Consider the following 23,390-nt stretch of genomic DNA (forward strand, 5'->3'; position numbering starts at 1 on the left):
GGGTGCGGCCTCGCCCGCCGTGCCCGGTCAGTGGTGGGTGAGGACCAGCTGCGGCTCGTCGGCCGGCGCGTCGGCCGGGTCGGGGCGCTGGATGAGCAGGGCGGTGACGACGCCGATGCCGAGCAGGGCGAGGGCCGCGTACATCGCGTGCTGGTAGCCCGCCTCGGTCGGTCCGCCCGCGTCGCTGCCCGCCGTGATCATCGCGGAGGCCAGGGCGATGCCGAGGGAGGCACCGATGCCGAAGCAGGCACCGTTGAGTCCGGAGAGCGAACCGGGCTTGTCCTTGGGCGCCGTGGTGACGGCGAGGCCGTTGAGGCCGGTCAGCATGAAGCCGCCGTAGGTGATGCCGAGCGCGGCGAGCGCGGCGACCAGGATCCACTCGTTGTGCAGGAAGAAGGTGGCGACGAGGAAGATCGCGAAGTTGGCGATCGCACCGGTCACGACGATCTTCCGCCAGCCGATCTTCGGGCCGAGGCGCCCGGTCAGCGGGGCGGAGACCACGCCGATCAGCTGGATCGGGGTGAGGAAGAGGACGGCGGCGGTCACGGCGGTGAGACCGAGGCCGACCCGGGCGTCCTGCGAGAAGAGCGGGATCGTCAGCGCGATGGCGCCGAAGGCGCCGCCCAGGGTGCAGACGGTGGTGAGCAGCAGCGGCCAGGCGCGGCGGGAGGCCAGGACGTCGAGGTCGATGACCGGGTTGGCCGCGCTCTTCTGCGAGACGACGAAGAAGACGAGCGAGGCGAGGCCGCCGAGCAGGAAACCGAGGGTGAGGACGGAGGTCCAGCCCCAGGCGGCGCCCTGGGCGAGTCCGACGAGGACGCCGGTGAGGCCGAGCGCGAGGGCGGCGATGCCCCGGGAGTCGAAGCGGCCGTCGGTGGCGGTGGGCGGGACGTCGGGGACGTACCGGCGCACGCCGATCAGGCCGGCGACGGCGATCAGGGTGGAGCAGACGAAGATGCCGCGGAAGCCGATGGTGTCGGCGATCTGGCCGCCGGCGATCGCGTCGATGCCGGCCAGGCCACCGTTGACGGCGGTGATGATGCCCGCGGCCTTGCCGAAGCCGGCCGGGGTGAGGAGCTGGTTCAGGGTGAGGAAGGCGAGGGTGAACATCGCCGCCGAGATGCCCTGGAGGATGCGGCCCGCGATGAAGATCTCGATGTTGGGCGCGAAGACGCAGAGCAGGTTGCCGACGATCAGGACGAAGGCGCAGACGATCATCATCGGCTTGCGGCCGCGCTGGTCGCTGAGGCGGGCGAGGGTGACCTGGCCGATGGCCGCCATCAGGAAGAAGAGGGTCTGGGAGAGACCGGCCGCGGCCGTGGTGGTGCCGAGGCGTTCGATGACATCCGGCAGAGCGGGGCTGAGCATCGTGGCGTTGATCTGGTACCCGAGGACGGCGAGCACCATCGCCAGGAGCATGGGCCCGCGGCCCTTGAGGTCGGATGTGGCTGACATGTGGGCCCCTTTGCCGTGGATGTCATGGATGTCATGGATGTCAGGGCGATGAACCGAGCTTGTCTGACAAGCAACGCCCAGACAGAGTGAGTTCTACGCGCGTCACACGTCAAGTCCCTTTGACCTGTGATTCCGAATACCGTTCACTTGCCGACAAGCAGGTGAAGGAGGGGCAGTGGCAGTCAGCGGACAGCGGCGGCGACCGGTCGTGGTGCTCTACGAACGGATCGCGGACGCCATCCACGACGGCACCTATCCCCCGGGGTCGACCCTCCCCTCCGAGCCGAAGCTCGCCGGCGAGCTGGGCGTCAGCCGCCCCGCCCTGCGCGAGGCCCTGCTGCTGCTCCAGGAGGACGGCCTGCTCTCCGTACGGCGCGGGGTCGGCCGGACCGTCAACGACCACCCGCCGCGCCGGGGCTTCGAGCACATCCAGCCCCTGGAGGAGCTGATCGGCGCGGGCGCGCCGCTGCGCGTACGGGGGCTGCTTCGCGCGGTCGAGGAGCCGACCGACTTCACGACCCAGCACCTGCTGGCCCCGGCCCGGGCCGAGCTCCGCTTCTGGGAGTCGCTGCTGGCCGGAGAGGGTACGGCGGCGGCGCTCAGCCAGGAGTGGGCGGCGGCCGACGACGTACTGGAGCGGGCGCATCCGGCCTTCGTGGAGGCGCTGCGCACCGAGGCCGCCCCCGAGCGGACCTCGATGCTGGCGGTGCTCGCCGGGGCGTCGCGCGGGGTTCCGCTGGGGGCGCACAGCAGCGTGACGGCGACCCTGCTCGGTCAGCGCAGGGGCGAACAGCTCGGCCGCCCCGCCGACACCCCCGCGGTGCTGGTGACGCAGGTGGTACGGGTCGGGGACACCCCGGTCCTGGCCGCCAAGCACATGCTCCCCACGGGCGCGCCGGCGCTGCCGGTCCTCCAGTCGAACTGAGGCCGCTTGGGGCGAGCGACTCCGGGCGACCGGCGTCACAGCGCCCCGCCGCCGTGGTGGCGTACACTTCCGCGCCATGCACTTGTCTGACAACCCCACCGCCTCGCTCAGCACCCCGGGATCCGCCCCCGTCGCCGACTGGATCCGCCGCGCGCCGAAGGCCGTCCTCCACGACCACCTGGACGGCGGGCTGCGCCCCGCCACGATCGTCGAACTGGCCCGGGAGTGCGGCTACACCGCGCTGCCGACCGAGGACCCGGCCGCGCTCGCGGTCTGGTTCCGGGACGCCGCCGACTCCGGTTCGCTGGAGCGGTACCTGGAGACCTTCGCCCACACCTGCGCGGTGATGCAGACCCGCGAGGCGCTGCACCGGATCGCGGCCGAGTGCGCCGAGGACCTGGCGGCCGACGGGGTCGTCTACGCAGAGATCCGCTACGCCCCCGAGCAGCACCTGGCGGCCGGTCTGACCCTCGACGAGGTCGTCGAGGCGGTCAACGACGGCTTCCGTGAGGGCGAGCGCCGAGCGGGCGGCCGGATCGCCGTCCGCGCGCTCCTCACGGGCATGCGCCACACCGACCGTTCGCTGGAGATCGCCCAGCTCACGGTGGCGCACCGGGACCAGGGTGTGGCCGGCTTCGACATCGCCGGCGGCGAGATCGGCAACCCGCCGGCCCGCCACCTGCCGGCCTTCCAGCACCTGAAGCGGCACAACTGCCACTTCACGATCCACGCGGGCGAGGCCGTCGGCGCGGAGTCGATCCACGAGGCCGTGCAGGTCTGCGGCACCGAGCGGATCGGTCACGGCGTGCGGATCACGGACGACATCTCCGAGGACGGCACGCTCGGCCACCTCGCCGCCTACGTCCGCGACAACCGGATCGCCCTGGAGGTCTGCCCGACCTCCAACCTCCAGACGGGCGCGGCCAAGGACTACGCCTCGCACCCGATCGACGAGCTGCGTCGCCTCGGCTTCCGGATCACGCTGAACACGGACAACCGGCTGGTCTCCGGCACCACGATGAGCGAGGAGTTCCAGCACATGGTGGACGCCTTCGGCTACGGCCCGGAGGTCTTCGAGGAGTTCACGGTCGCCGCCCTCGACGCCGCGTTCCTCCCGCTCCCGGAGCGGCAGCGGCTGATCGACGAGATCGTCCGCCCCGGCTACGCGGCGCTCGCGACGGCCTAGGGCCTCTCGTTTGGATCATGCCGGGCTGATCCAAACGAAAGACCCCAGCTCCGGCGCCCGGGGCGGGGAATGACCCCCGCCCCGGTTCCCGGCCGTCTACGCGGGGACCAGTGGACCCCGGGGATCGGCGGCGGCCACCCGGGGCGTCGGCGACCCGAGCCGCGCTTCGAGGATGCCCCGGACCATCGGCCACTCCTCGTCCAGGACCGAGTAGAAGGCAGTGCTCCGCACCGCCCCGTCGAGGCCGCGCGAGTGGGCACGGCGCACGCCCTCGCAGGTGGCGCCGAGGCGTTCGATGGCGGCCCGGGAGCGCAGGTTGCGGGCGTCGGCGCGCATGGAGATGCGCCGTACGCGCCACACCTCGAAGGCGTGCCGCAGCATCAGGAGCTTCGCCTCGGTGTTGACGCCGGTGCCCTGGGCGCCGGGCGAGAGCCAGGTGTTGCCGATCTCGGCCGCGTCGGGCACCGAGGTGAGCGGGTCGCCGTGGGGCACCCCGGGGACCGAGGGCCAGACCAGCGGTCCCTGCCAGTAGTCGAGCTCCAGGAACCGTGTCGCCCCCACGACCCGCCCGTCGGCGGTACTGACGACGGCGAAGGGAAGCGCCCGGCCCATGGCCTGTTCGGCCAGGGCACGTTCGATGTAGATCTCCGCCGCGTCCAGGCTGTGGGGGACGGGCGTGAACGCGTACGTCGTACGGTCCTCGGTGCCGGCGGCGGCGATCGCGACGGCGTGCTGTGGTGCGAGGGGTTCCAGCCGTACGGTGCGGCCGGACAGCACAACGGGAAGTGGCACGGGGCCTTCGGTCCTTCTAGGAGGAGGGAGCTGCGCCCCGCACCGACGTCACGGCACGAAGGCGGAGGCACAGTCTCCGTCCCACTGCCCGCAGAGTGGGAAAAGAACAGGTAAAGAACGACCGAAGGTCGCGTGAATCCACCCTTCTGGCTGCTACCCCACTCGGCCCTTGACAAGGGGCAGCTCCAGGGTGCCGGTCTCCTCCGGCGCGGCGGTCACGATCACGGGCTTGATGCCCCGGTTCCCGACGTACGCGTCATCGCCGGCGGCGATCACGAACTCCAGCCGGTGACCGGTCTCGTAGCGGTGCGCGATGCCCGGCAGTTCGACCGTGAAGGGCCGGGTCACGTCGGGTACGCGGACCGGCGCCACGAGCCGGTTGACCAGGGTCTTCCTGCCGTCCGGTGCGATGTCGTAGACCTTGGCGAAGAGGACCAGCTTGTCGGCGGCGTCGCCGGAATCCTGGACCCGCTCGGTCTTCGGGGAGACGACGCGGAGGGTGGCCTTCGGGGCGCCGACGAGATCGACGGGGGCGGTCAGCGGGGCGCTGGTCCAGCCGAGGTAGGTGCCCTTGATGTCGTACGGCTGCGGGTCGGGCAGGCCGATCAGGCCGGCGAGCGAGGACTCGGAGTGGCTCGTGGGGACCAGCCAGTTGCTGTACGTGCGCGAGCCGCGGGCGACCTTGGCGCGGTTGTCGACGAGCTTGCCGTCGCCGGAGAGGTAGAGCTTCTGGCTGAGGGCCGGGACGCGGGCCGCGGTGGCGTAACCGCTCTGCCAGGAGCGGTAGTAGGCGAACTCCGGTCCCGTGTCGGCGCTCGCGTCGCGGCGCAGGTGGCGGTCGAACCAGGCGAGGACGCGCCTGCCGACGTAACTGGCCTCCAGATCGCCCTGCCCGAGGTCGAGTTCACCGGGCGCCTGGCCACCGCTGTGCCCCCAGGACTGCCAGATCATCTTGGTCTCGACACCGCGCGCCTGGAGCCGCTCATAGGTGTCCTGGGCCTCGTTGAGGTTGAAGAGGCTGTCGGCCTGGCCCTGGACGATCAGCGTCGGGGCCTTGACCCGGTCGAGGTACGAGACCGGGGAGACGCTCCGGGCGAAGTCGAGCATCTTCTTGGTGTCGGCGGCGGGATAGCGGCCGGAGTTGAGCAGCCGGACGGTGTCGCAGGCGTCGGTGACGAAGTGCAGGCAGCGCAGGCTGTTGATGCGGGAAGGATCGAGGGAGGGGACGAGCAGCGGTTGCCCCTCCCCCATCAGGTAGAAGCCGTTGGCCCACTGCCATTTGAAGACGCCCGGGGTGGCGCGGTCGGCGGCGTTGGGTGCGAGGGAGTAGGCGAGGTCGTTCCAGGTGATGAGCGGGACGAGCGCGTCGAGCCGGGGGTCGACGGAGGCGGTGGCGAGCTGGACGGCTCCGCCGTAGGAACCGCCGATCATGCCGACACGCGGGTCGCCCGCGCCGTCCTGGGTGACGAAGTCCGCGCGGGTGCCGTCGTCGGCCGCGCGGGCGCCGCCGAGGAAGTCGAGGAGCCGGGCGGCGGCCTGCCCGTCGATGCGGGGGTCGTCGAGGGAGATCAGGCAGCCGGACCTGCCGAAGCCGAGCCCGGAGTAGACGAGTCCGACGTAGCCGCGCTCGGCGAAGGCCTTCCCGATGGCGCCCGTGGACCCGTCCGTCTTGCTCCCGCCGAACCCGTTGGTGGCGAGCACGGCGGGCGCCGGGTGCGCCGCGTCCACACCGGCCGGCCGGTAGAGGTCGGCGTCGACCGTGCAGGTACGTCCGCCCGCCTCCACGGTGAAGGTCAGCGGGGTGACCGTGTACGACCCGGTCTCGGCACCACTCGCCGGCGCGGCGAGGGCGAGGGGCGCCGCCAGCGCCGTACTCGCGGCCAGGGCAAGGACCTTGCGGGACAGCGGTAGCGCACGGGACACGGACACGGGGGCCTCCACGCTGAGGATTACCGACTGGTAAGTACCGGGCCGGGCCCATGGTGTGACGCGTGTCAGAGCGCGTCAACGCGCCGGACAGAGTTGTTGACGGAGATTCGGTGAAGGTGGGGCGCCTCAGACGAGCGCCGGTACGTCCAGGGTGAGGGTCGCCGCGTCGGCGTCCAGGACCGCCGGCACGCCCAACGGGAAGGTGAGCGCCGTCTCGCCGTGGCCGAAGCCCAGTTCCTCCACCACCGGGACACCGAGGCCGCCGAGGCGGTCGGCGAGCACGGCCCGTACCTCCTCGTAGGGCCCGCACTCCGCCCACGACCCGAGGGCGATGCCCGCGACGCCGTCCAGCCAGTCGGAGCGCAGGAGTTGGGTGAGGATGCGGTCCAGGCGGTACGGCTCCTCCCCCACGTCCTCCAGGAGCAGCAGGCCGCCACGGGCCGAGGGGCGGGCGTGCGGGGTGCCGAGTTCGGCGGCGAGGAGGCTCACGCAGCCACCGAGGGTGATGCCGCGGGCCCGGCCGGGGGCCAGCGGGCGGGCGGTGTCGAGGCCGAGGGTCCGTACCGCATCGGGCTCGAAGAGCGTGGCGCGCAGGGACTCCTGGGTCCGCGGGTCCTTGAGGAACGTGGCCGCCGCGACCATCGGGCCGTGGAGCGTGGCGAGGCCGGCGCGGACGGCGAACGCCTCGTGCAGCGCGGTGGCGTCGCTGTAGCCGACGAACACCTTGGGTCCGGCGGCCCGTATCGCCGCCCAGTCGATCAGGTCCACCATCCGCTGGGCGCCGAAACCGCCCCGGGCGCAGAGCACGGCGGTCACATCGGGGTCGCACCAGGCCTCCTGGAGGTCCCGGGCGCGGTCGTCGTCGGAGCCCGCGAGATGACCCAACTCCTCGTGGACGTCCAGGACATGGGGAGCGACAACCGGTTCCAGGTCCCAGCCGCGCAGGATGTCGAGGCCCGCCGCGAGCCGGTCCTTGGGGATCGGCCCGCTCGGAGCGACGACGGCGACCCGGGCGCCGGGGCGGAGACGGGCGGGCCGAACCGGCGGAGTCACGGTCACTTCTTCAGCTCCAGGAGGGGGACGTCGGTGCGCGCGATACCGAAGGTCTGTGCGTACAGGGAGAGTTCGGCCTCCAGGGCGCGGATCATCGTCTCGGCCCTGCGAAACCCGTGGCTCTCTCCCTCGAAGGCGAGGTAGGCGTGCGGGATCCCTCGTCCCGCCATCCGCGCGAGGAACCGCTCGGCCTGCGCGGGCGGGCAGATCACGTCGTCGAGGCCCTGGAGCAGCAGGAAGGGGACGGAGATCCGCTCGACGTGGTCCAGCGGCGAGCGTTCCCGATAGCGGGCCGGCACCTCGGCGAGCGGCCCGACGAGCGACTCCAGGTACTGGGACTCGAAGTCGTGGGTCTCGTCGGTGGCCCAGCCGAGGAGGTCGAGGATGGGGTAGATGATCGTGCCGCAGGCGTAGACCTCGGAGGTCACGAGGGAGGCGGCGGTGGTCCAGCCGCCCGCGCTGCCGCCCCGGATCGCGAGCCGGGCCGGGTCGGCGGTGCCCTCGGCGGCGAGGGCCTCGGCGACGGCCGCGCAGTCCTCCACGTCGACCACGCCCCACTGCTCGCGCAGCCGTTCGCGGTACTCCCGTCCGTAGCCGGTGGAGCCGCCGTAGTTGACCTCGGCGACGCCGATGCCCCGGGAGGTGAAGTAGGCGATCTCCAGGTCGAGGACGAGCGGGGCGTGTCCGGTCGGGCCGCCGTGCGCCCACACCACGTAGGGCGGCAGCTCCTCGCCGGGCGGGGTCCGGTCGGGACTGTGCGGCGGGTAGACGTGGGCGTGGATCTCGCGGTTGTCGGGCCCGGTGAAGGTACGGATCTGGGGCTCGGGGTAGTACGAGGGGTCGACCGGGTCCTCGTGGGCGGAGCCGATGACCCGGGCCCTGCCGGTGCAGGTGTCCAGCTCCACGACCTCGTAGCCGCTGCGCGGGCTGGCGGCGACGCCGACGACCCGGGTGCCGTGCGTGGCGAGGGTGGCGGCCCATTCGGTCCACGGTCCGGCGGCGTCGACGAGCTCACCGCTCTCGGGGTCGAGTATCCCGAGCGCGGTGGCACCCTTGCCGTGGATGACGGCGACGAGGCCGTTCTCCAGGGGCTGGAACCAGGTGAGGCCGAGCTTCCACAGCGGACCGCCGAACTCCTCGGGGCGCGGGCAGAGGGCGACCGGCTCGCCGCCGCCTTCCGCTCCCGTGCGGTAGAGGTTCCACCAGCCGCTGCGGTCGCTGACGTGGAGGAGCTGCCCGCCGGCCGACCAGCCGACCTGCGGTACCGACTCCTCGGGTCCCCCGGCCACGGTCCGCGCCGGGCCGAACGTCCCGTCGGGGGTGATGTCGGCGAGGAGGACCTCGGTGCCGTCCCAGGGCATGCGGGGGTGGTCCCAGCCGATCCAGGCCGCCTGACGGCCGTCCGGGGAGAGCCGGGGGCCGGTGACGAAGCGGTGCCGGCCGTCGGAGAGTTCACGGATCGCGCCCCGCTCCTCGGCGGCCGATCCGTCGAGGGGGACGGCGACGAGCACGCGGCGTACGTCGGTGGGTCTGGGACCGGTGAACTCCTCCAGGACGCACCAGACTTCGCCGCGCTCGGGGTGGATCACGAGGTCGGCCCAGCGCAGTCCGCCGCCGACCTCGGAGACGGGGGTGAGGGGCCGGGGCCCGGCGGCGGCGCGGGCGTCGGGTTCGTGGGCGTAGAGCCGCTGGTCGGCGAAGTGGACGAAGACGACGAGGGGGCCGTCGTCCGCGCGCGCCAGGCCCGCCCAGGGCAGCCCGCCGTACTCGATCACCCGGCTGCGGACGTTCCAGGGCTCGGGGAGCACCGACTCCTCGGTCCCGTCGGCGCGTCGGCGTACGAGTGCGCGCCGGCCGCCCTCGGTGGGGCGGGGCGCGGTCCACCACACCTCGTCGCCGACGACGCCGACGTACTCGGGCCGCCCGTCGTGGCGGGCGGCCAGCGCGGCGTCGATGGGGGAAGGCCAGGTGCCGTAGGCGCCCATGGGTACCATCGCGACTTCCTTGAACGTGGGGGGACTTACGCGGACTTCAGGTAGCGGTCGAGGACACGGACCCCGAAATGCAGGGCGTCGACGGGGACGCGCTCGTCGACTCCGTGGAACAGCGCCGCGTAGTCGAGCCCCGGGGGCAGCTTCAGCGGGGAGAAGCCGTAGCCGGTGATGCCGAGGCGGGAGAACTGCTTGGCGTCGGTGCCGCCGGACATGGCGAACGGGACGACGTGTCCGTCCGGGTCGAAGTGCTCGACGGCTGCCCGCAGTCGCGCGAACGTCGGCGAGTCGACGGGGGCCTGGAGGGGGACCTCGCGGTGGTGGTACTCCCACTCCACGTCCGGGCCGGTGAGCAGGTCCATCGTCTCCACGAACTCCTCCTCGCCACCGGGCAGCGTCCGGCCGTCGATGTACGCGACGGCGTGCCCGGGGATGACGTTGACCTTGTAACCGGCCTCCAGCATCGTCGGGTTGGCGCTGTTGCGCACGGTCGGCTCCACGAGGGCGGCGGCGGGACCGAGCTTCTCCATGAGCTGGTCCACGTCGAAACCGTCGGCGTTCACATCGGTCTCGATGCCGTACAGGGCGGCGAGTTCGGTGAGCGCGGCCGCTACGGTCGGGGTGAGACGTACGGGCCAGGCGTGGGCGCCGATGCGGGCGACGGCCTCGGCGAGACGGGTGACCGCGTTGGCGGTGTTGACCTTGGAGCCGTGGCCCGCCTTCCCGTGGGCGGTGAGTTTCACCCAGGCGGTGCCGCGCTCGCCGGCGGCGATCGGGTAGAGCGTCATGCCGGGGCTCGGGTGGAAGCTGAACGCGCCGGACTCGCTGATGCCTTCCGTGCAGCCCTCGAAGAGTCCGGGGTGGTGGTCGGCGAGGAAGCCCGAGCCGTCCTCGGCGCTGGCCTCCTCGTCGGCGGTGTAGGCGAGGACGATGTCGCGGCGCGGCCGGACGCCCTGGCGGGCCCAGGAGCGGACGACGGCGAGGACCATCGCGTCCATGTTCTTCATGTCGACGGCGCCCCGTCCCCAGACGACCCCGTCGCGGACCTCGCCGGAGAAGGGGTGGACGGCCCAGTCGGCGGGCTCGGCCGGGACGACGTCGAGGTGACCGTGGACGAGCAGGGCGTCGGCGGAGGGGTCGGTGCCCTCGATGCGGGCCACCACGTTGGTGCGGCCGGCGGTCCGCTCCAGCAGGGTGGGTTCGAGTCCGGCGGCGGCGAGCCGCTCGGCGACGTACTCGGCGGCCGGCCGCTCGCGGCAGTCCCCGCCGCCCCGGTTGGTGGTGTCGATGCGGATCAGCTCGGAGGTGAAGGTCACCACCTCGTCGAGCGCCGTGGCGTCTGGTCCCTGGCCCGGCTCAGCCATACTGCTCCTCCACCGCTGCGGAGACGATCGTGGTGACCGCCTTGAACGTGCGAATGCCCTCGTACATCGTCTCGCTGGTGTACGCGACGCGACGCTCGCCGCTCCGTGCCACGCCCGGGACGACGGTGGCGGCGGCCGCCAGATGCTCGGCGTCGAACTCCAGCTCGACGGTGAACGGCCCGTCCACCGCCGGATCGTGCCGTACGGCTAGGGCGGCGGCGGCCTTCGCGGCGGCCCGGATCTCGCTCGCCGTACGCTTCGGGGTCCGGCACACCGCCGCGTACCGCGAGACGTGGTCCTTGACGGCGACCTTGTGCGCCTCGGGCGCGTAGCCGAGGGCGTCCTCGCAGGTCAGGTCATCCCCCGTGACGAGGACGACGGGTACGCCGTACTCCGCGACCACGTGCGCGTTGAGCAGGCCCTCGCTCGCCCGTACGCCGTTGAGCCAGACGCCGGTGAGGGAGTTGGCGAGATAGGTGTGCGCGAGGACGCCCTCGGCTCCCGCGCCGGTGTGGTAGCCGACGAAGGCGATGCCGTCGACGTCCCCGTGCTGCACCCCCTCCACCATGGAGAGCGACTTGTGGCGCCCGGTGATCATCTCGGCCCGCTCGTCGAGCTGCTCGATGAGCAGGTTCCGCATCGTCCAGTGCGCCTCGTTGATCAGCACCTCGTCGGCTCCCCCGTCGAAGAAGCCCAGGACCGCCGCGTTCACGTCGGAGGTGAACATGGCCCGGCACCGCTCCCACTGCGGCGTCCCGGGCAGCACGTCGGCGGGCCAGGTGACGCCGGTGGCGCCTTCCATGTCGGCGCTGATCAGGATCTTCATGCTGCGTCACGTTACGCGCGAAAGACGGAGCCGACCAGGCACCTCGACGGCGTACGTCCACCGACGGCGAAGGCCCCCGCCCGGTCTCCCGGACGGGGGCCTCCCCCTCATGCCAACGCCGTCAGCCGATGGCCTGCTTGTACTTCCAGCCGACTCCGTCGCTGTTGCCGACGATCTGCACTCCGGCGTGCGGCATCTCGCCCCGCGTGCCGGCGTAGAAGCGCACCGCGCCGTCGGCCCGGATCGTCCAGATGTCGGGGATGCCGTCACCGTTCACGTCGGGTGTGCCGAGCAGCAGGCGGACACTGCCGGAGTGCCAGCCGGCACGGCCGTAGATCGAGTCGCCGCCGGTCGCCGACGCCCCGGCGTGGGAGAGCGAGTCGAGGTCGACGCCGCCGCCGGCACCGGGCTTGCCCTGGCGCAGCATCAGCTGCGAGGTGGCGTCGGTCCGGTAGACGAGGTCGGTGACACCGTCCCCGGTGATGTCCATGACGGAGACGATGTCCCGGTCGGACCAGCCGGAGGTCCACAGGCGTACGGCCTGGTCGATGGTGGCGCCGTTGTAGCCGACCAGCGCCCAGATCTCGGCCCCGATGGTCACGAAGAAGTCCGGCTTGCCGTCACCCGTGGCGTCCCCCGCGGAGACGATCTGGGTGAAGGTCGCGGGGTCGGGTGCCCCCGCCGGGAGCAGGATCTGCTGCCGCTTGTCGATGTTGACCGCCCCGTAGCCGTCGCCCGGGTACACCCAGAGCTTGCCTCCGAGCCTCGCGACGAGGTCCTGGAGCCCGTCACCGCCGTAGACGTCGCCCTGGTGGGTGATGAGCGCGCCGTTCCAGTAGCCCGATGGCGCACCCACGTACATGGGCAGGTCGTCGGTCCCGTTCGGGTCCCTGGCCGGGTTGACGCGGTAGGCGCCCGACATGGAGGAAGCGATGTCCCCCGTGCCCTTCGTCAGGTCCGTGAGCTGGGCCTCCGCCGGGTACATGCGGAGCTTGCCGTTGCCGTCGACGATGAACATGTCGGGCAGGTCGTCGCCGGTGAAGTCGCCCGGCTCGTCGGCCTTGTCGCGCGGCGTGACGTAGAAGAGGTACTTCGCGGGGTCCGACCGGTGCGCGGCTCCGTCCACCGCCCAGACGTAGAGCACGTTGGGTCCGGCCAGCGGCGGCTTGACGTTGCTGATCACCGTCTCGGTCGAGACCGGTGCCCCGGCGGTGCGGGCGACCGAGCCCTGCACCGATCCCTGGTTGAAGCCGTACTCGAACTTCACGACGTCCGTCTGGGCCGCCTTGAACGTGAACGATCCGGCCGTCCCGAACTTCACCGTGCTCCAGACGGAGTCGGCGGGGTCGTTCCAGAATCCGTTGTCGTTGGCGTCCCCGTCGGGGAACTGCGTCGACTTCACCGTGGGCGCCGTAGGCCGCGAGCTGTCGTAGACGAATCGGCACGGGACCTTGGCGGGTGAGTAGGACGAGCTGGAGCCGAACTTGTCGACGGACTTGGCATGCCAGGAGTACGTCTCACCATTGACCAGCTTCAGTCCGGTGCTGCCGGTCTGGAACGGACCGGCGTAGACGCGGGCCGATGCCGTACTGCTGCCCACCGACTTCTTTCCGCCGGCGCCGAGCAGATTGGGTCCGCCGGCACCGAGCTTGCTGAGCCACAGTTCGAAGTTGACCGAGGCCAGGTTGCCGTCCTTGTCCTTGGCGTTGCCCCAGAGGGTGATCTGGCTCGCACCGAGGCTGATGTACGGGTACGTCGTGTCGCAGCTCAGGTCGGGATCGAGGTCCAGGCCGGTGGGCGCGTCCGGGGGCCGGTTGTAGTGCAGGTCCACATAGGGGTCGTGTCCGCCGTTGGCCTGGAACTTCTTCCAGGAGTACTGGGAGTTCTCGTCGGTCGCCCGGAAGCCGAGCGTCATCGTGGGCCAGCCGCCGTTCATGGCCTTCTGCGCCGTGGACTTCACGTCGAAGGCGACGTAGTCGTCCCGGCAGCCGGTCTTGTAGCCGTGGGCGAAGCTGTCCCGGCCGATCCGGTTGCCGTCGTTCATCGACGGCGCGTTCTTCCAGTTGGTCCTGGAGCTGATGGTGCCGGTGAGGTGCACGGACATGCTGCGCTTGTTGCACGACCAGGAGTACGTGTTGAGCGCGCGCAGGGTGGCCTTCTCCACCTTCGCGCCCTTGAGGTCCGGGTCCCAGTCAATGGTGAAGAACGAGCGGGAGGTGCCCCAGGTGTCGGACTCGAAACCGACGCGGGCCTCGTGCGTGCCGCCCTTGTTGAAGTTCTTGCCGTTGTAGAAGTTCGCGTTGGGATGCCGGCTGTACGCGGTCGTCCAGTCGTTGGTGTGCTTGCTGACGGAGGGGTCGATGAAGACCGGGTAGACCGTGCTCGCGTCGGCCAGGAACTCCTGATCCGGTACGAGCACCCAGTTGCCACCGTCCAGGTGCGTCTCGACGAGCGTGCCGTGGGAGTCCGGCTGGGGTCCGTTGAGCGACGGCAGCGAGAGGGTCGCGGCAGATCCGGTCTGCGACGGCTCGGGGGTCGGCTCGGCCGGTACGGGCGGAACCGTCGACGCGGGCTCGGTCACGGACGGGTCGGGCGCTTCGTCGGAGGCGCTGGGCCGGACCTCGTTGAAGGGATCGCCGGCGTCGTCGTCGACCATCGAATCCGACGGTTCGGAGGTGGGCGACGGCGATTCGCCCTCCGGCTCCGGCGGGACGGTTCCCGCGGCGTCGTCGGAGGGCAGTACCTCGGCCGGAGCCGTGGCATCGCTGCCCACCTGTCCGTCGGTGCCGGCGGGCTGACCGGCGCTGTCCCACATCAGCGGGGTGGGCGACTCGGCGATGTCCTCGCCGCCCTGGTCCTGCGCGGCGACGATGCCGGTCACCGGGTCGAGTTCGAAGCTCAGAGTGGTGGAGGACAGACCGTACGCCAGCCGGGCCACCCGCGGGTCCGCCGCGGCCGCCCTGGTCTTGACGACCAACAGCTGGGCGAACCCGTTGTCGTCGGCGGTCAGTACCAGGTCCGCGCCCGGGAGGATCTCCGGGTACAGGGCCCGGGGGCCGTCGATGATCGGCGTGGGTATGGCTTCCGGCCAGGTGAGGACGATGGCGTGGCCGTTGATGTCGATGGTGGCGAGCGTGTTCCCGGTGCCGGGCGTGATGCCCGCGCCGGGCAGGAGCGCGACGCGCTCCACGGAGCGCGAAGCCCGTTTCGGGTCGGCGCCCTTGCCGCCGCCGGAGAACACCATGGTGGTGTTCGTGGCCTTGGGGGACCATCCGCCCGCTACGCGTTCCAGGTCCGTGTCGATGGACTTCCAGACCCCGTCGGCCTTCGCCCGTACCGGGCTGCTGTGGATGCGTCGCATCAGCGACCCGTCCGGCTTGGCCCAGGTGGTGGAGTACGCCGTCCGTACCCCGGTCGCTTCGACCGGCTTCCCGGTCCTGGCGGCCCGCAGGGCGGCCTGCGCCTCGGTCAGCGCGACCTGCTGACCGGCGCCCGGCGGCTTGGCCGAATCTGCGCCGTTCTTCTGTTCGTTGAGTCCGACATACGTCAGCCCGGAGGCCAGTACGACGGCAGTCGCGGCGGCCGCGATCGACCGCCGTCCGGGCATGCGGCGCCATCTGCTCGACATGAGCACGGTTCCCTTTCCCCCCACGCCTGGCGCGCACATGGCGATGCGCCAGACCCCTTCGCAGTGCGAGCAGATCATGGCTCAAGGCAGGGATCCCGTCACGCGCCGACGTCGGCGGGAGCGGAGGCGCGGGAGGGGCGCGGTCACGAGCGGCCAGCCGGAACGGCGCGGCCGCCGCGCCCCGGCCTGCCCCACGACAGCGGGGCGAAACAGCCACACCGCCTGCCAAATCGTCCTTTTCCTCGGGAAGTTTGTCGCGCTTTTCGCCCTGAACAGACCACCTTTGACCGAGTTCTGCCGCGATACGAGGGGAATATGGCGCCACGCTACGCAATCGGCGATTACTACGGCTTACTCGTCGCTAATGGCTGTGATGGCGTTACGCGCGCGTGATCGTTATCACTTGATCACTCTTACGCTGGTTTTAGGTCAGTGACCCTGCGCACAATCGCGCTGTTTTCTGCCTGGGACACCTGCGCGCTCTGCGCGAGTCCCGTTCTCAGTAGTCCGGGGGGACTCACCGTGCCACCTCTGCCGTCCGTACGACGACGCCTGCGCGCGATCGCGGTGCCCACCGGCGCCGTACTGCTCGCACTCGTCATGCCGGCAACAGCGATCGCCCAACCACCAAATCCGGCCAAGGACGAAGTCCCGCGTGACGAGCTGGTCCTGGAGGCTCTGCCCGGTCGGCAGTTCGTCCCGGACAAGGCGAACAACGTCGGCCTGCCGCGGATCGGCAGCGCGCCGCCCGCGGCCCAGACCGAGGTCCCGGCCGGTACGGCGACCCCGCCTCCCGGCGGCACGGGCAGCGTCCAGTTCAGCGCACCCGTCCAGCCCGCGGCCTTCGACACGAGCGCCGCCACCGCCGTGACCCCGGCCGGACTCGAGCCCGTCGGGACCCTGCCGGTCAAGCTCGGCCCGGCCGCCGGCGAGGCGGCCCCCAGCGGCACCTGGCAGGTGACGGTCAAGGACCGCACCGACCCGCTCGCGGCCGGTGTCGACGGCGCGCTGCTGACGGTCGACGCGCCCACGTCGGGCTCGGTGCCGGTCTCGGTCCAGCTGGACTACAAGGCGTACCAGAACTTCTACGGCGCCGACTGGGCCTCCCGGCTCCGCTTCGTCCAGTACCCCGAGTGCTTCCTGACCACCCCCGAGGTGGAGGCGTGCCGGACGTACGAGGAACTGGAGACGGTCAACGACACCGCCACGAAGGTGATCACGGCCACCGTCGACACGGCGGCGGACGGCACCGTGGTCCCCGCGACCGCCCCGAACACGACCCCGTCCGCGGGGAGCGGCATCATGCAGGCCGCCTATGTGCGGCCCGCCGCGACCTCCGTCGCCACCGGGGGTGACCGGGCGGTCGTCGGCGCGGTCGACTCCGGTGCGGGCGAGGGCGGCTCCTTCAAGGCCACCCCGCTCATCTCCAACGGCCAGTGGGCTGCGGGCAGCTCGTCGGGCGGCTTCTCCTGGTCGTACCCGATCACCGTCCCGCCGACCCCGGCGGGCCCCGCGCCGAAGATCGAACTGGGGTACAACTCCCAGGCCGTCGACGGCAAGACGGCCACCTCGGCTCCGCAGGCCTCCTGGGTCGGTGAGGGCTGGGACTACGACCCCGGTCACATCCAGCGCCGTTACCGCACCTGCAAGGACGACACCAAGACCGTCGACGGCAAGGCGCCCAACAACGCCGCGAAGGCGGACCAGACCTCCGACCTGTGCTGGGTCTCGCACAACGCGGTGATGTCGCTCGGCGGCAAGACCGTCGAGCTGGTGCAGGAGAGCGCCGGCTCCGACCTCTACCGCCCGAAGGACGACGACGGAACGCGCGTCCGGCTCAAGACGGGTGGGAGCAACGCCGACAACAACGGCGAGCACTGGGAAGTCACCACCACCGACGGCACCAGGTACTTCTACGGCCTGAACCAGATCGGCGGCGGCCACGCGGACACCGACTCGGTCTTCACGGTCCCCGTCTTCGGCAACCACCCCGACGAGCCGTGCCACGCCGCCACGTTCGCCGCGTCTCGCTGCAACAACGACACCAACAAGCAGCAGGCCTGGCACTGGGGCCTGGACAAGGTCGTCGACGTCCACGGCAACGTGATGATCGTCAACTGGCACCGGTCGACGAACTACTACGCGGTCAACGAGAAGACCGCGACCCCGGAGAAGTACACCCGCGGCGGTCTGCCCGACTCGATCGAGTACGGCCTGCGCGAGGACAACCTCGGCGGCACGCCCACCGCGAAGGTCGACTTCTACCTCTCCCAGCGCTGTCTCGCCGGTGGCACCGTCTGCGACTCCGCCAACTTCGACAAGACCGACGACCCGGCCGCCTACCGACCGTGGTGGGACAGCCCCGGCAACCTCAACTGCAAGTCGGACAACAAGCGCTGCCCGATGTTCCCGTCCTTCTGGAACCGTCTGCGCCTGGGCAAGATCGAGACGTACGGCCACCGCCCCGGCACCACCGGTCTGCAGAAGGTCGACTCGTACGTCCTCAACCACTCGTTCCCCAGGGACTGGTACGACACCTCGCCCGGCCTGTGGCTGAACTCGATCACCCGCTACGGCTACACCCCCGGAGCCACCACCGGCACCCTGCTCACCAAGTCGGGGGTCAGCTTCAAGGAGTACGTGGTCGACGCGAACGACCCGCTCAAGCACCTCAAGGACCAGCAACTGCCCAACCTCGTCCCGCGCCAGACGGGCGACGCCCGCCCCGGCTTCAAGCGGCCGCGCATCGGCGTGGTCTCCACGGAGCACGGCGGTGACATCGAGGTCATCTACACCGGCGGATGCAAGGTCCAGCCGACCGTGGCCCCGGAGAGCAACAGCGGCACCTGCTATCCCGTGCGCTGGTCGCCAGACGGCGAGGAGAAGCAGCCCAAGCTCGCCTGGTTCAACAAGTACGTCGTCGCCAAGGTGATCGAGACCGACCGGATCACCGGTGTCTCGAAGCAGGTGGTCACGCAGTACAAGTACGCCGACGCCGCCTGGGCCAAGAGCGACGACGAGTTCACCAAGGCCGACCTGCGCACGTACAGCGAATGGCGTGGCTACCGCCAGGTGACCACCATCAAGGGCGGCGAGACCAAGAGCGTCAAGAGCACGGACCCCGAGACCCAGTCGTACGCGGTCACCCGGTACTTCCGCGGCACGGGCGGTGCGGTCAAGGACTCCACGGGCAAGGTCACCCTCGCCGCGGACGACCAGGCCCAGTACGCCGGCATGGTGGCGGAGACCATCAGCTACAGCGGCGCGGGCGGCCGCGTCCTCAACCGCACGCTGAACACGCCGTGGTCGGTACAGACCGCGACCCGTGCTCGTGACGGCGGCGCGGGACCGCTGCTCGCCCACCGGTCCGGCGTGAAGCAGGTCGACACGATCCAGACCGTCGGTGCGAGCTGGCAGGGAGTACGGACACAGACCGAGGTCGACCCGACCTACGGCCTGCCCGTCCAGACGCAGACCGCCGTGGTCAAGCCGAACGGCACCGGTGAGACGCTCAGCGACTACAACTGCACCAAGACCGAGTACGCGCACAACACGGCGGCCGGGCTCATCGGCCTGACCAAGTCCAAGCGCACGGTGGCCACCTCCTGCGCCGACTACGCCTCGGCCGACCCCGCGACCCGGCTCATCAGTGCCACGCGCGCCTCGTTCGACGGCCTGGCCTACGGCGAGACGCCGCTCAAGGGGCTGACCACCGCCACGTACGACACCAACGGTGAGGGCACCTCGCACGCGGTCGTCACCACGATGGCGTACGACCCCCTGGGCCGGATCCGCAAGGTCACCAAGCCGCTGCTCGGGACGACCGAGACCCAGTACACCCCGGGTGACACGGGCGGCCCGGTCACCTCGATCAAGACCATCAACCCCAAGGGCCACTCGAACACGACCACCTTCGATCCGGCACGTGGCCTGCCGGTGACCGCCACCGACCCCAACGGCCGTACGGCGCGCAACGAGTACGACGCCTTCGGCCGGCTGGTCAAGGGCTGGTCCCCGGCGCGCTCCTCCGGCACCCAGACGCCGGACGTGCTGATCGCGTACCAGATGGCCGACGCGTCCTCGTCCGTGACCAGGCCCTCCGCCGTCACGTCACAGACGATCAAGGACGACGGGACCTACGCCAAGCAGGTCACGATCTACGACGGCCTGATGCGGCCGGTGCAGACCCAGTCCGAGGCGCACGGCCCGGGCCGGATCGTGACCGACACCCGGTACAACGACCACGGCAAGGCCTGGGAGCAGACGAGCGGCTACCTCGCCAAGGGGGATCCGACCACCACTCTCTTCAAGCGCCAGTCGGACAGCCTCGTCCCGAGCCTGACCAGGACGTTCTTCGACGGCCTTGAGCGTCCGGTCCGCGTGGCCACGTACCACGGCATGACGTTCCTGAACAACGCCACGACGTCGTACGGCGACACCTCCGTCTACGTCCGCCCGGCGGGCATCAGCGAGCCCGCCACCAAGTCCTACACGGACGCCCTCGGCAGGGTCACGAAGATCCTGCACTACACGGACACCAACTCGACGAAGTACCGCACGACGACGTACGAGTACGACGCGCGGGGCAATCGGGTGAAGGTGACCGACCCGGCGGGCAACGCCTGGTCCTACAGCTACGACGCCCGTCGCCGCGTCGTCGCCACCACCGACCCCGACACCGGCGACACGGCGATGACCTACGACGCGGCCGACCGCCCCGTCACCGTCTCCGACGCCCGCGGCACCGTCTTCACCTCGTACGACGAGCTGAGCCGCATCAGCGCGGTCCGCGAGGGATCCGCCACGGCGTCCCCCACCAAGTCGTACACCTACGACACCCTGCCGGGCGGACTGGGCCTGCCGGCCTCCTCGACCCGCCACGACGCGAGCGGCGCCTACGTCAACCGCATCACGGGCTACGACATCGGATACCGGCCGACGGGCAGCGCGACGGTCATCCCGGCGAACTCCATGACGGCGGGTCTGTCGGGCACGTACACGTACTCCTACACGTACACGCCGACCGGCAAGCCGCTGACCACCACGCTCCCGGCGAAGGGCGGCCTGGCCGCGGAGAAGGTCGTCACCCGCTACAACGAGGACGGCCTGCCCGTGTCCACGTCGGGTGCCACCTGGTACACGGCGGACGTCACGTACTCGCCGTACGGCGAGCCGATGCGTACGGTCAGTGGCCCGCAGCCCTACCGGCTGTGGACGACCAACTTCCTGCACGACAACACGGGCCAGTTGCGCCGCACGGTCGTGGACCGGGAGACCGCCAACTCCCACCGGGTCAGTGACACCCGATACTCCTACGACTACGCCGGCAAGATCACCTCGATCGGCCGGAAGCTGACCGACGGCGCCACGTCCACCAACGACAACCAGTGCTTCACCTATGACGCGATGGGCCAGCTCGCCCACGCGTGGACGTCGAACCTCGCGAACACGGCCGGTGGCGCGCAGTGCCAGAGCCCGGGGGGCTGGTCCTGGGGCTACCGTTCCGACGCCAAGGCGGCGCGCGGCCCGGTCGCCGAGGCAGCCGACGCGGTGGGCGACACGACCGCCCCGGACACCGCGTACAGCGACTCGCTGAAGAACGCGGGCCCGGTGTCCGGCACCGTCTCCGGTGGCACGACGGGCTACTGGGACAGCTATGTGTACGACGTCATCGGCAACCGCGTCGGGCTGACCGTCCACAACCCGGCGGACGCGACGAAGGACGAGACCCGCACGTACGGCTATGGCGTCACGGTCCCGGGGAACGGCACCCAGCCGCCCACCGAGACCAAGCCGCACGCGATGGCGTACGTGTCCTCGACGGTGAGCGCCAACGGCAGCGCCTACACGTACGACGCCGTGGGCAACACCACCGTCCGGGACCTGCCGAGCAGCACGCAGCAGCTCACGTGGACGAGGGAGAACCACCTCGCCACGATGACCGACGACGGCGTCACGACGAAGTACGTGTACGACGCCGCGGGCAACCGCCTGCTGGAGAACAGCCCTTCGGGCAGCGTTCTCCACCTCGGCGAGACGGAGCTGACGACGTCGGCGACGGGCGTGATCACCCGGGCGACCCGGACGTACACCCACGAGGGAGCCCCGACGGTCCAGCGCTCCACCACGGACGGCGCGACGACCGGCCACAAGCTGGACGTTTTGGTCAGCGACCACCTGGGGACGGCGCACACGGTCGTCGCCATGGCCGCGAACCAGCCCGTCTCCCGGAGGGCCTTCAAGCCGTACGGAGAGATCCGTGGCACGAAGACGGCGTGGCCCAACAAGCGTACGTACCTGGGCGTCGGCATCGACGACCCCTCGGGCCTGACCCACATCGGTGCCCGCGAGTACGACCAGGCCGCCGGGCGCTTCGTCTCGGTCGACCCGGTCATCGACATCGCCAACCCGCTTCAGATGAACGGGTACGCGTACAGCAACAACAGCCCTGTCAGCTCCTCGGATCCCTCCGGCCTGTTCTGCGACGGTTGCAGCGCCGGCGGTGCGGACACGGTCTGGACCGCGGACCACGGCCCGGGCTGCACCACGGAAGGCTGCTACGACACCGACGGGGACTTCCTCTACGACGTCTACACGCCGCCGCAGCCGAAGAACCAGACGCCGGCCAAGACCGTCTCGATCACCAAGGACGCCGACGGGACGGTCTACATCGAGAAGATGCGGGTTCCGTCGGCGGCGGAGCTTCAGGCACGGTTCCCGGCGATCAAGACGTACGACGACCGCCTCAAGCAGTGGGCCCAGGGGAAGTGCTACCTCCCCTCGGACCAGGGCAGCTCGTTCTGTCAGGCCGCCGAGGGCATGGGCCTGGTCTCGTACGAGCAGTCGACGTCCCAGAAGGTGGTCACCGCCATCATCGTCGGTGTCGTCGCACCGGACACGGAGGCGTGGGCCGGCTGCTTCGGCGACGGAAAGCTGTCCGCGTGCGGATCGGCCGCTCTCGACATACCGATAGCCAAGGCCATCAAGGGTCTCAAGGTCACCTACAAGGTGGTCGACAAGATCGAGGACATCAAGGGCGCCAAGGCTGTCGACGATGTCGCCGAGACCGTGATCACGTGTTCCACCAACAGTTTCCTGCCCGGCACGCTGGTCCTGATGGGCGACGGCAGCACCAAGCCGATCGAGAAGGTCGAAGCCGGAGACCGGGTGATCGCGACCGACCCCGAGACCGGCCGGACCACGATCGAAACCGTCACGACGCCCCTCAGGGACACCGGTGAGAAGCACCTCGTCCGGATCACGATCGACACGGACGGCCCCTCCGGGGACGGGACGGCGCACTTCACGGCCACGGACGGCCACCCGATCTGGGTACCTTCGCTGGGCGAGTGGCTCGACGCCACGGGCCTGATCGCCGGTCAGACGCTGTCCAGCGGCTCCGGCACCGTGCGGATCGTGGCGGTCGATCGCCACACCGAGCGCGCCACCGTGCACAACCTGACCGTCACGGGTCCGCACACCTACTATGTGGTCGCCGGCGGCACGGCCGTCCTCGTCCACAACAGCAACCCGTGCAAGTTGCTCTCGCGGCCGAACGCCATCGCCAAGGCCATGGGGTACAGCGCCAAGGAGATCAAGGAAGCGATCCACCGGGTGAAGGCGCAGGGCGGCTGGCGTGGGATCGGCGGCAACCGGAACCCGGACATGCTCGTCGACCCCGAGAGCGGCGATGTGATGCCGCAGATGCCGAACGGTGATCCCGGCGACGTCATCGGCAACCTCTACGACCACTTGAAGGAAAAGGACTGATGGAAGAAGGGGAGGACCGCTGGATCCTCGGTCTTCAGGGCACCGTCGTGACCGCTGTCTCGCTGGACGCGCAACGTCCTGGGCTGGCCGTGACGCTGGCCGACGGGACGGAGATCAGGGTGGACGGCAACTGGCTGCTCACGCAGGGCGGGGCCGCGGCGCCGGGGGCGACCCCGCTGCCGGCCCAGGCACTTCAGAAGGCGGTCGGCTCCGCGGTGGCCTCCGCGGTGGCCTTCAAGACGGGCGGTCTCCGGGTCGTCTTCCGGACGGGGCTTCATCTGACGGTCCGGCCACGGGACACGGCCGGGACCGAGGCCAGTGTGCGCAAGCCGGATGCGTTCGACTGGTCGTCGCGGGACGGAGCATGCGTCATGCGGCTCCTGGGCCCCGACGCCCGATAGAAGACACGGCACAGGGCGACGCCCCCTCCGAGAACGATCGGAGGGGGCGTCGCCCGGTGTTCGCCCGCCG

Annotated in this window: 12 protein-coding genes; 4 read left to right on the top strand and 8 right to left on the bottom strand. The window is 70.7% G+C overall.

Going from position 1 to position 23,390, the window contains the following annotated elements:
- Positions 1-27 precede the first annotated feature (27 nt).
- Complete coding sequence (locus ACWF79_RS15015) at positions 28-1,455, bottom strand: MFS transporter (protein ID WP_453728522.1); 1,428 nt, start codon at positions 1,453-1,455, stop codon at positions 28-30.
- A 175-nt stretch (positions 1,456-1,630) separates the two neighbouring features.
- Here ACWF79_RS15015 and ACWF79_RS15020 point away from each other — a divergent pair, with 175 nt between their 5' ends.
- Positions 1,631-2,380: a GntR family transcriptional regulator gene (locus tag ACWF79_RS15020; protein WP_453728523.1), complete on the top strand. Its 750-nt coding sequence runs from the start codon at positions 1,631-1,633 to the stop codon at positions 2,378-2,380.
- A 76-nt stretch (positions 2,381-2,456) separates the two neighbouring features.
- Positions 2,457-3,566, top strand: a complete 1,110-nt coding sequence (locus ACWF79_RS15025; protein ID WP_453728524.1) for an adenosine deaminase — start codon at positions 2,457-2,459, stop codon at positions 3,564-3,566.
- A 96-nt stretch (positions 3,567-3,662) separates the two neighbouring features.
- On the opposite strand, the gene ACWF79_RS15030 is transcribed toward ACWF79_RS15025, so the two are convergent.
- The 7 genes from ACWF79_RS15030 to ACWF79_RS15060 all read right to left on the bottom strand — a co-directional run bounded on the left by ACWF79_RS15030 (position 3,663) and on the right by ACWF79_RS15060 (position 15,149).
- Entirely contained in the window at positions 3,663-4,358 is a 696-nt protein-coding gene (locus ACWF79_RS15030; RefSeq protein ID WP_453728525.1) for a GNAT family N-acetyltransferase, read from the bottom strand.
- 153 nt (positions 4,359-4,511) lie between these two features.
- The gene (locus tag ACWF79_RS15035; RefSeq protein WP_453728543.1) at positions 4,512-6,281 is read right to left on the bottom strand and encodes a CocE/NonD family hydrolase; all 1,770 of its coding nucleotides are present in this window, start codon (positions 6,279-6,281) and stop codon (positions 4,512-4,514) included.
- Positions 6,282-6,413: 132 nt separating this feature from the next.
- Positions 6,414-7,346 carry a S66 peptidase family protein gene (locus ACWF79_RS15040; protein WP_453728526.1) on the bottom strand — a complete coding sequence of 311 codons (933 nt, stop codon included), beginning with the start codon at positions 7,344-7,346 and terminating at the stop codon, positions 6,414-6,416.
- Positions 7,343-9,334, bottom strand: a complete 1,992-nt coding sequence (locus tag ACWF79_RS15045) for a prolyl oligopeptidase family serine peptidase (RefSeq protein WP_453728527.1) — start codon at positions 9,332-9,334, stop codon at positions 7,343-7,345. Before ACWF79_RS15045 ends, ACWF79_RS15040 begins: the two co-directional genes overlap by 4 nt.
- Before the next feature lie 26 nt (positions 9,335-9,360).
- Positions 9,361-10,695, bottom strand: a complete 1,335-nt coding sequence (locus ACWF79_RS15050) for a M20/M25/M40 family metallo-hydrolase (protein ID WP_453728528.1) — start codon at positions 10,693-10,695, stop codon at positions 9,361-9,363.
- Positions 10,688-11,521 (bottom strand): M55 family metallopeptidase, encoded by an 834-nt coding sequence (locus ACWF79_RS15055; RefSeq protein ID WP_453728529.1) that lies wholly within the window; start codon positions 11,519-11,521, stop codon positions 10,688-10,690. The genes ACWF79_RS15050 and ACWF79_RS15055 overlap by 8 nt, the downstream gene beginning before the upstream one ends.
- A 121-nt stretch (positions 11,522-11,642) precedes the next feature.
- Positions 11,643-15,149 carry a DNRLRE domain-containing protein gene (locus ACWF79_RS15060; RefSeq protein ID WP_453728530.1) on the bottom strand — a complete coding sequence of 1,169 codons (3,507 nt, stop codon included), beginning with the start codon at positions 15,147-15,149 and terminating at the stop codon, positions 11,643-11,645.
- A 522-nt stretch (positions 15,150-15,671) separates the two neighbouring features.
- Here ACWF79_RS15060 and ACWF79_RS15065 point away from each other — a divergent pair.
- Together ACWF79_RS15065 and ACWF79_RS15070 are read left to right on the top strand one after the other, a co-directional pair.
- A complete protein-coding gene (locus tag ACWF79_RS15065) occupies positions 15,672-22,919 on the top strand; it encodes an RHS repeat-associated core domain-containing protein (protein ID WP_453728531.1) in 7,248 nt (2,415 codons plus the stop codon).
- Positions 22,919-23,320 (top strand): DUF6188 family protein, encoded by a 402-nt coding sequence (locus tag ACWF79_RS15070; RefSeq protein ID WP_453728532.1) that lies wholly within the window; start codon positions 22,919-22,921, stop codon positions 23,318-23,320. Before ACWF79_RS15065 ends, ACWF79_RS15070 begins: the two co-directional genes overlap by 1 nt.
- The last annotated feature ends 70 nt before the right edge of the window (positions 23,321-23,390 follow it).

Source organism: Streptomyces sp. NPDC054975 (assembly GCF_053609105.1).

Coding starts and splice junctions, on each gene's coding strand:
- ACWF79_RS15015 (WP_453728522.1), bottom strand. CDS start 1,455: ATGTCAGCCACATCCGACCTCAAGGGCCGCGGGCCCATGCTCCTGGCG.
- ACWF79_RS15025 (WP_453728524.1), top strand. CDS start 2,457: ATGCACTTGTCTGACAACCCCACCGCCTCGCTCAGCACCCCGGGATCC.
- ACWF79_RS15045 (WP_453728527.1), bottom strand. CDS start 9,334: ATGGTACCCATGGGCGCCTACGGCACCTGGCCTTCCCCCATCGACGCC.
- ACWF79_RS15050 (WP_453728528.1), bottom strand. CDS start 10,695: ATGGCTGAGCCGGGCCAGGGACCAGACGCCACGGCGCTCGACGAGGTG.
- ACWF79_RS15055 (WP_453728529.1), bottom strand. CDS start 11,521: ATGAAGATCCTGATCAGCGCCGACATGGAAGGCGCCACCGGCGTCACC.
- ACWF79_RS15060 (WP_453728530.1), bottom strand. CDS start 15,149: ATGTCGAGCAGATGGCGCCGCATGCCCGGACGGCGGTCGATCGCGGCC.
- ACWF79_RS15070 (WP_453728532.1), top strand. CDS start 22,919: ATGGAAGAAGGGGAGGACCGCTGGATCCTCGGTCTTCAGGGCACCGTC.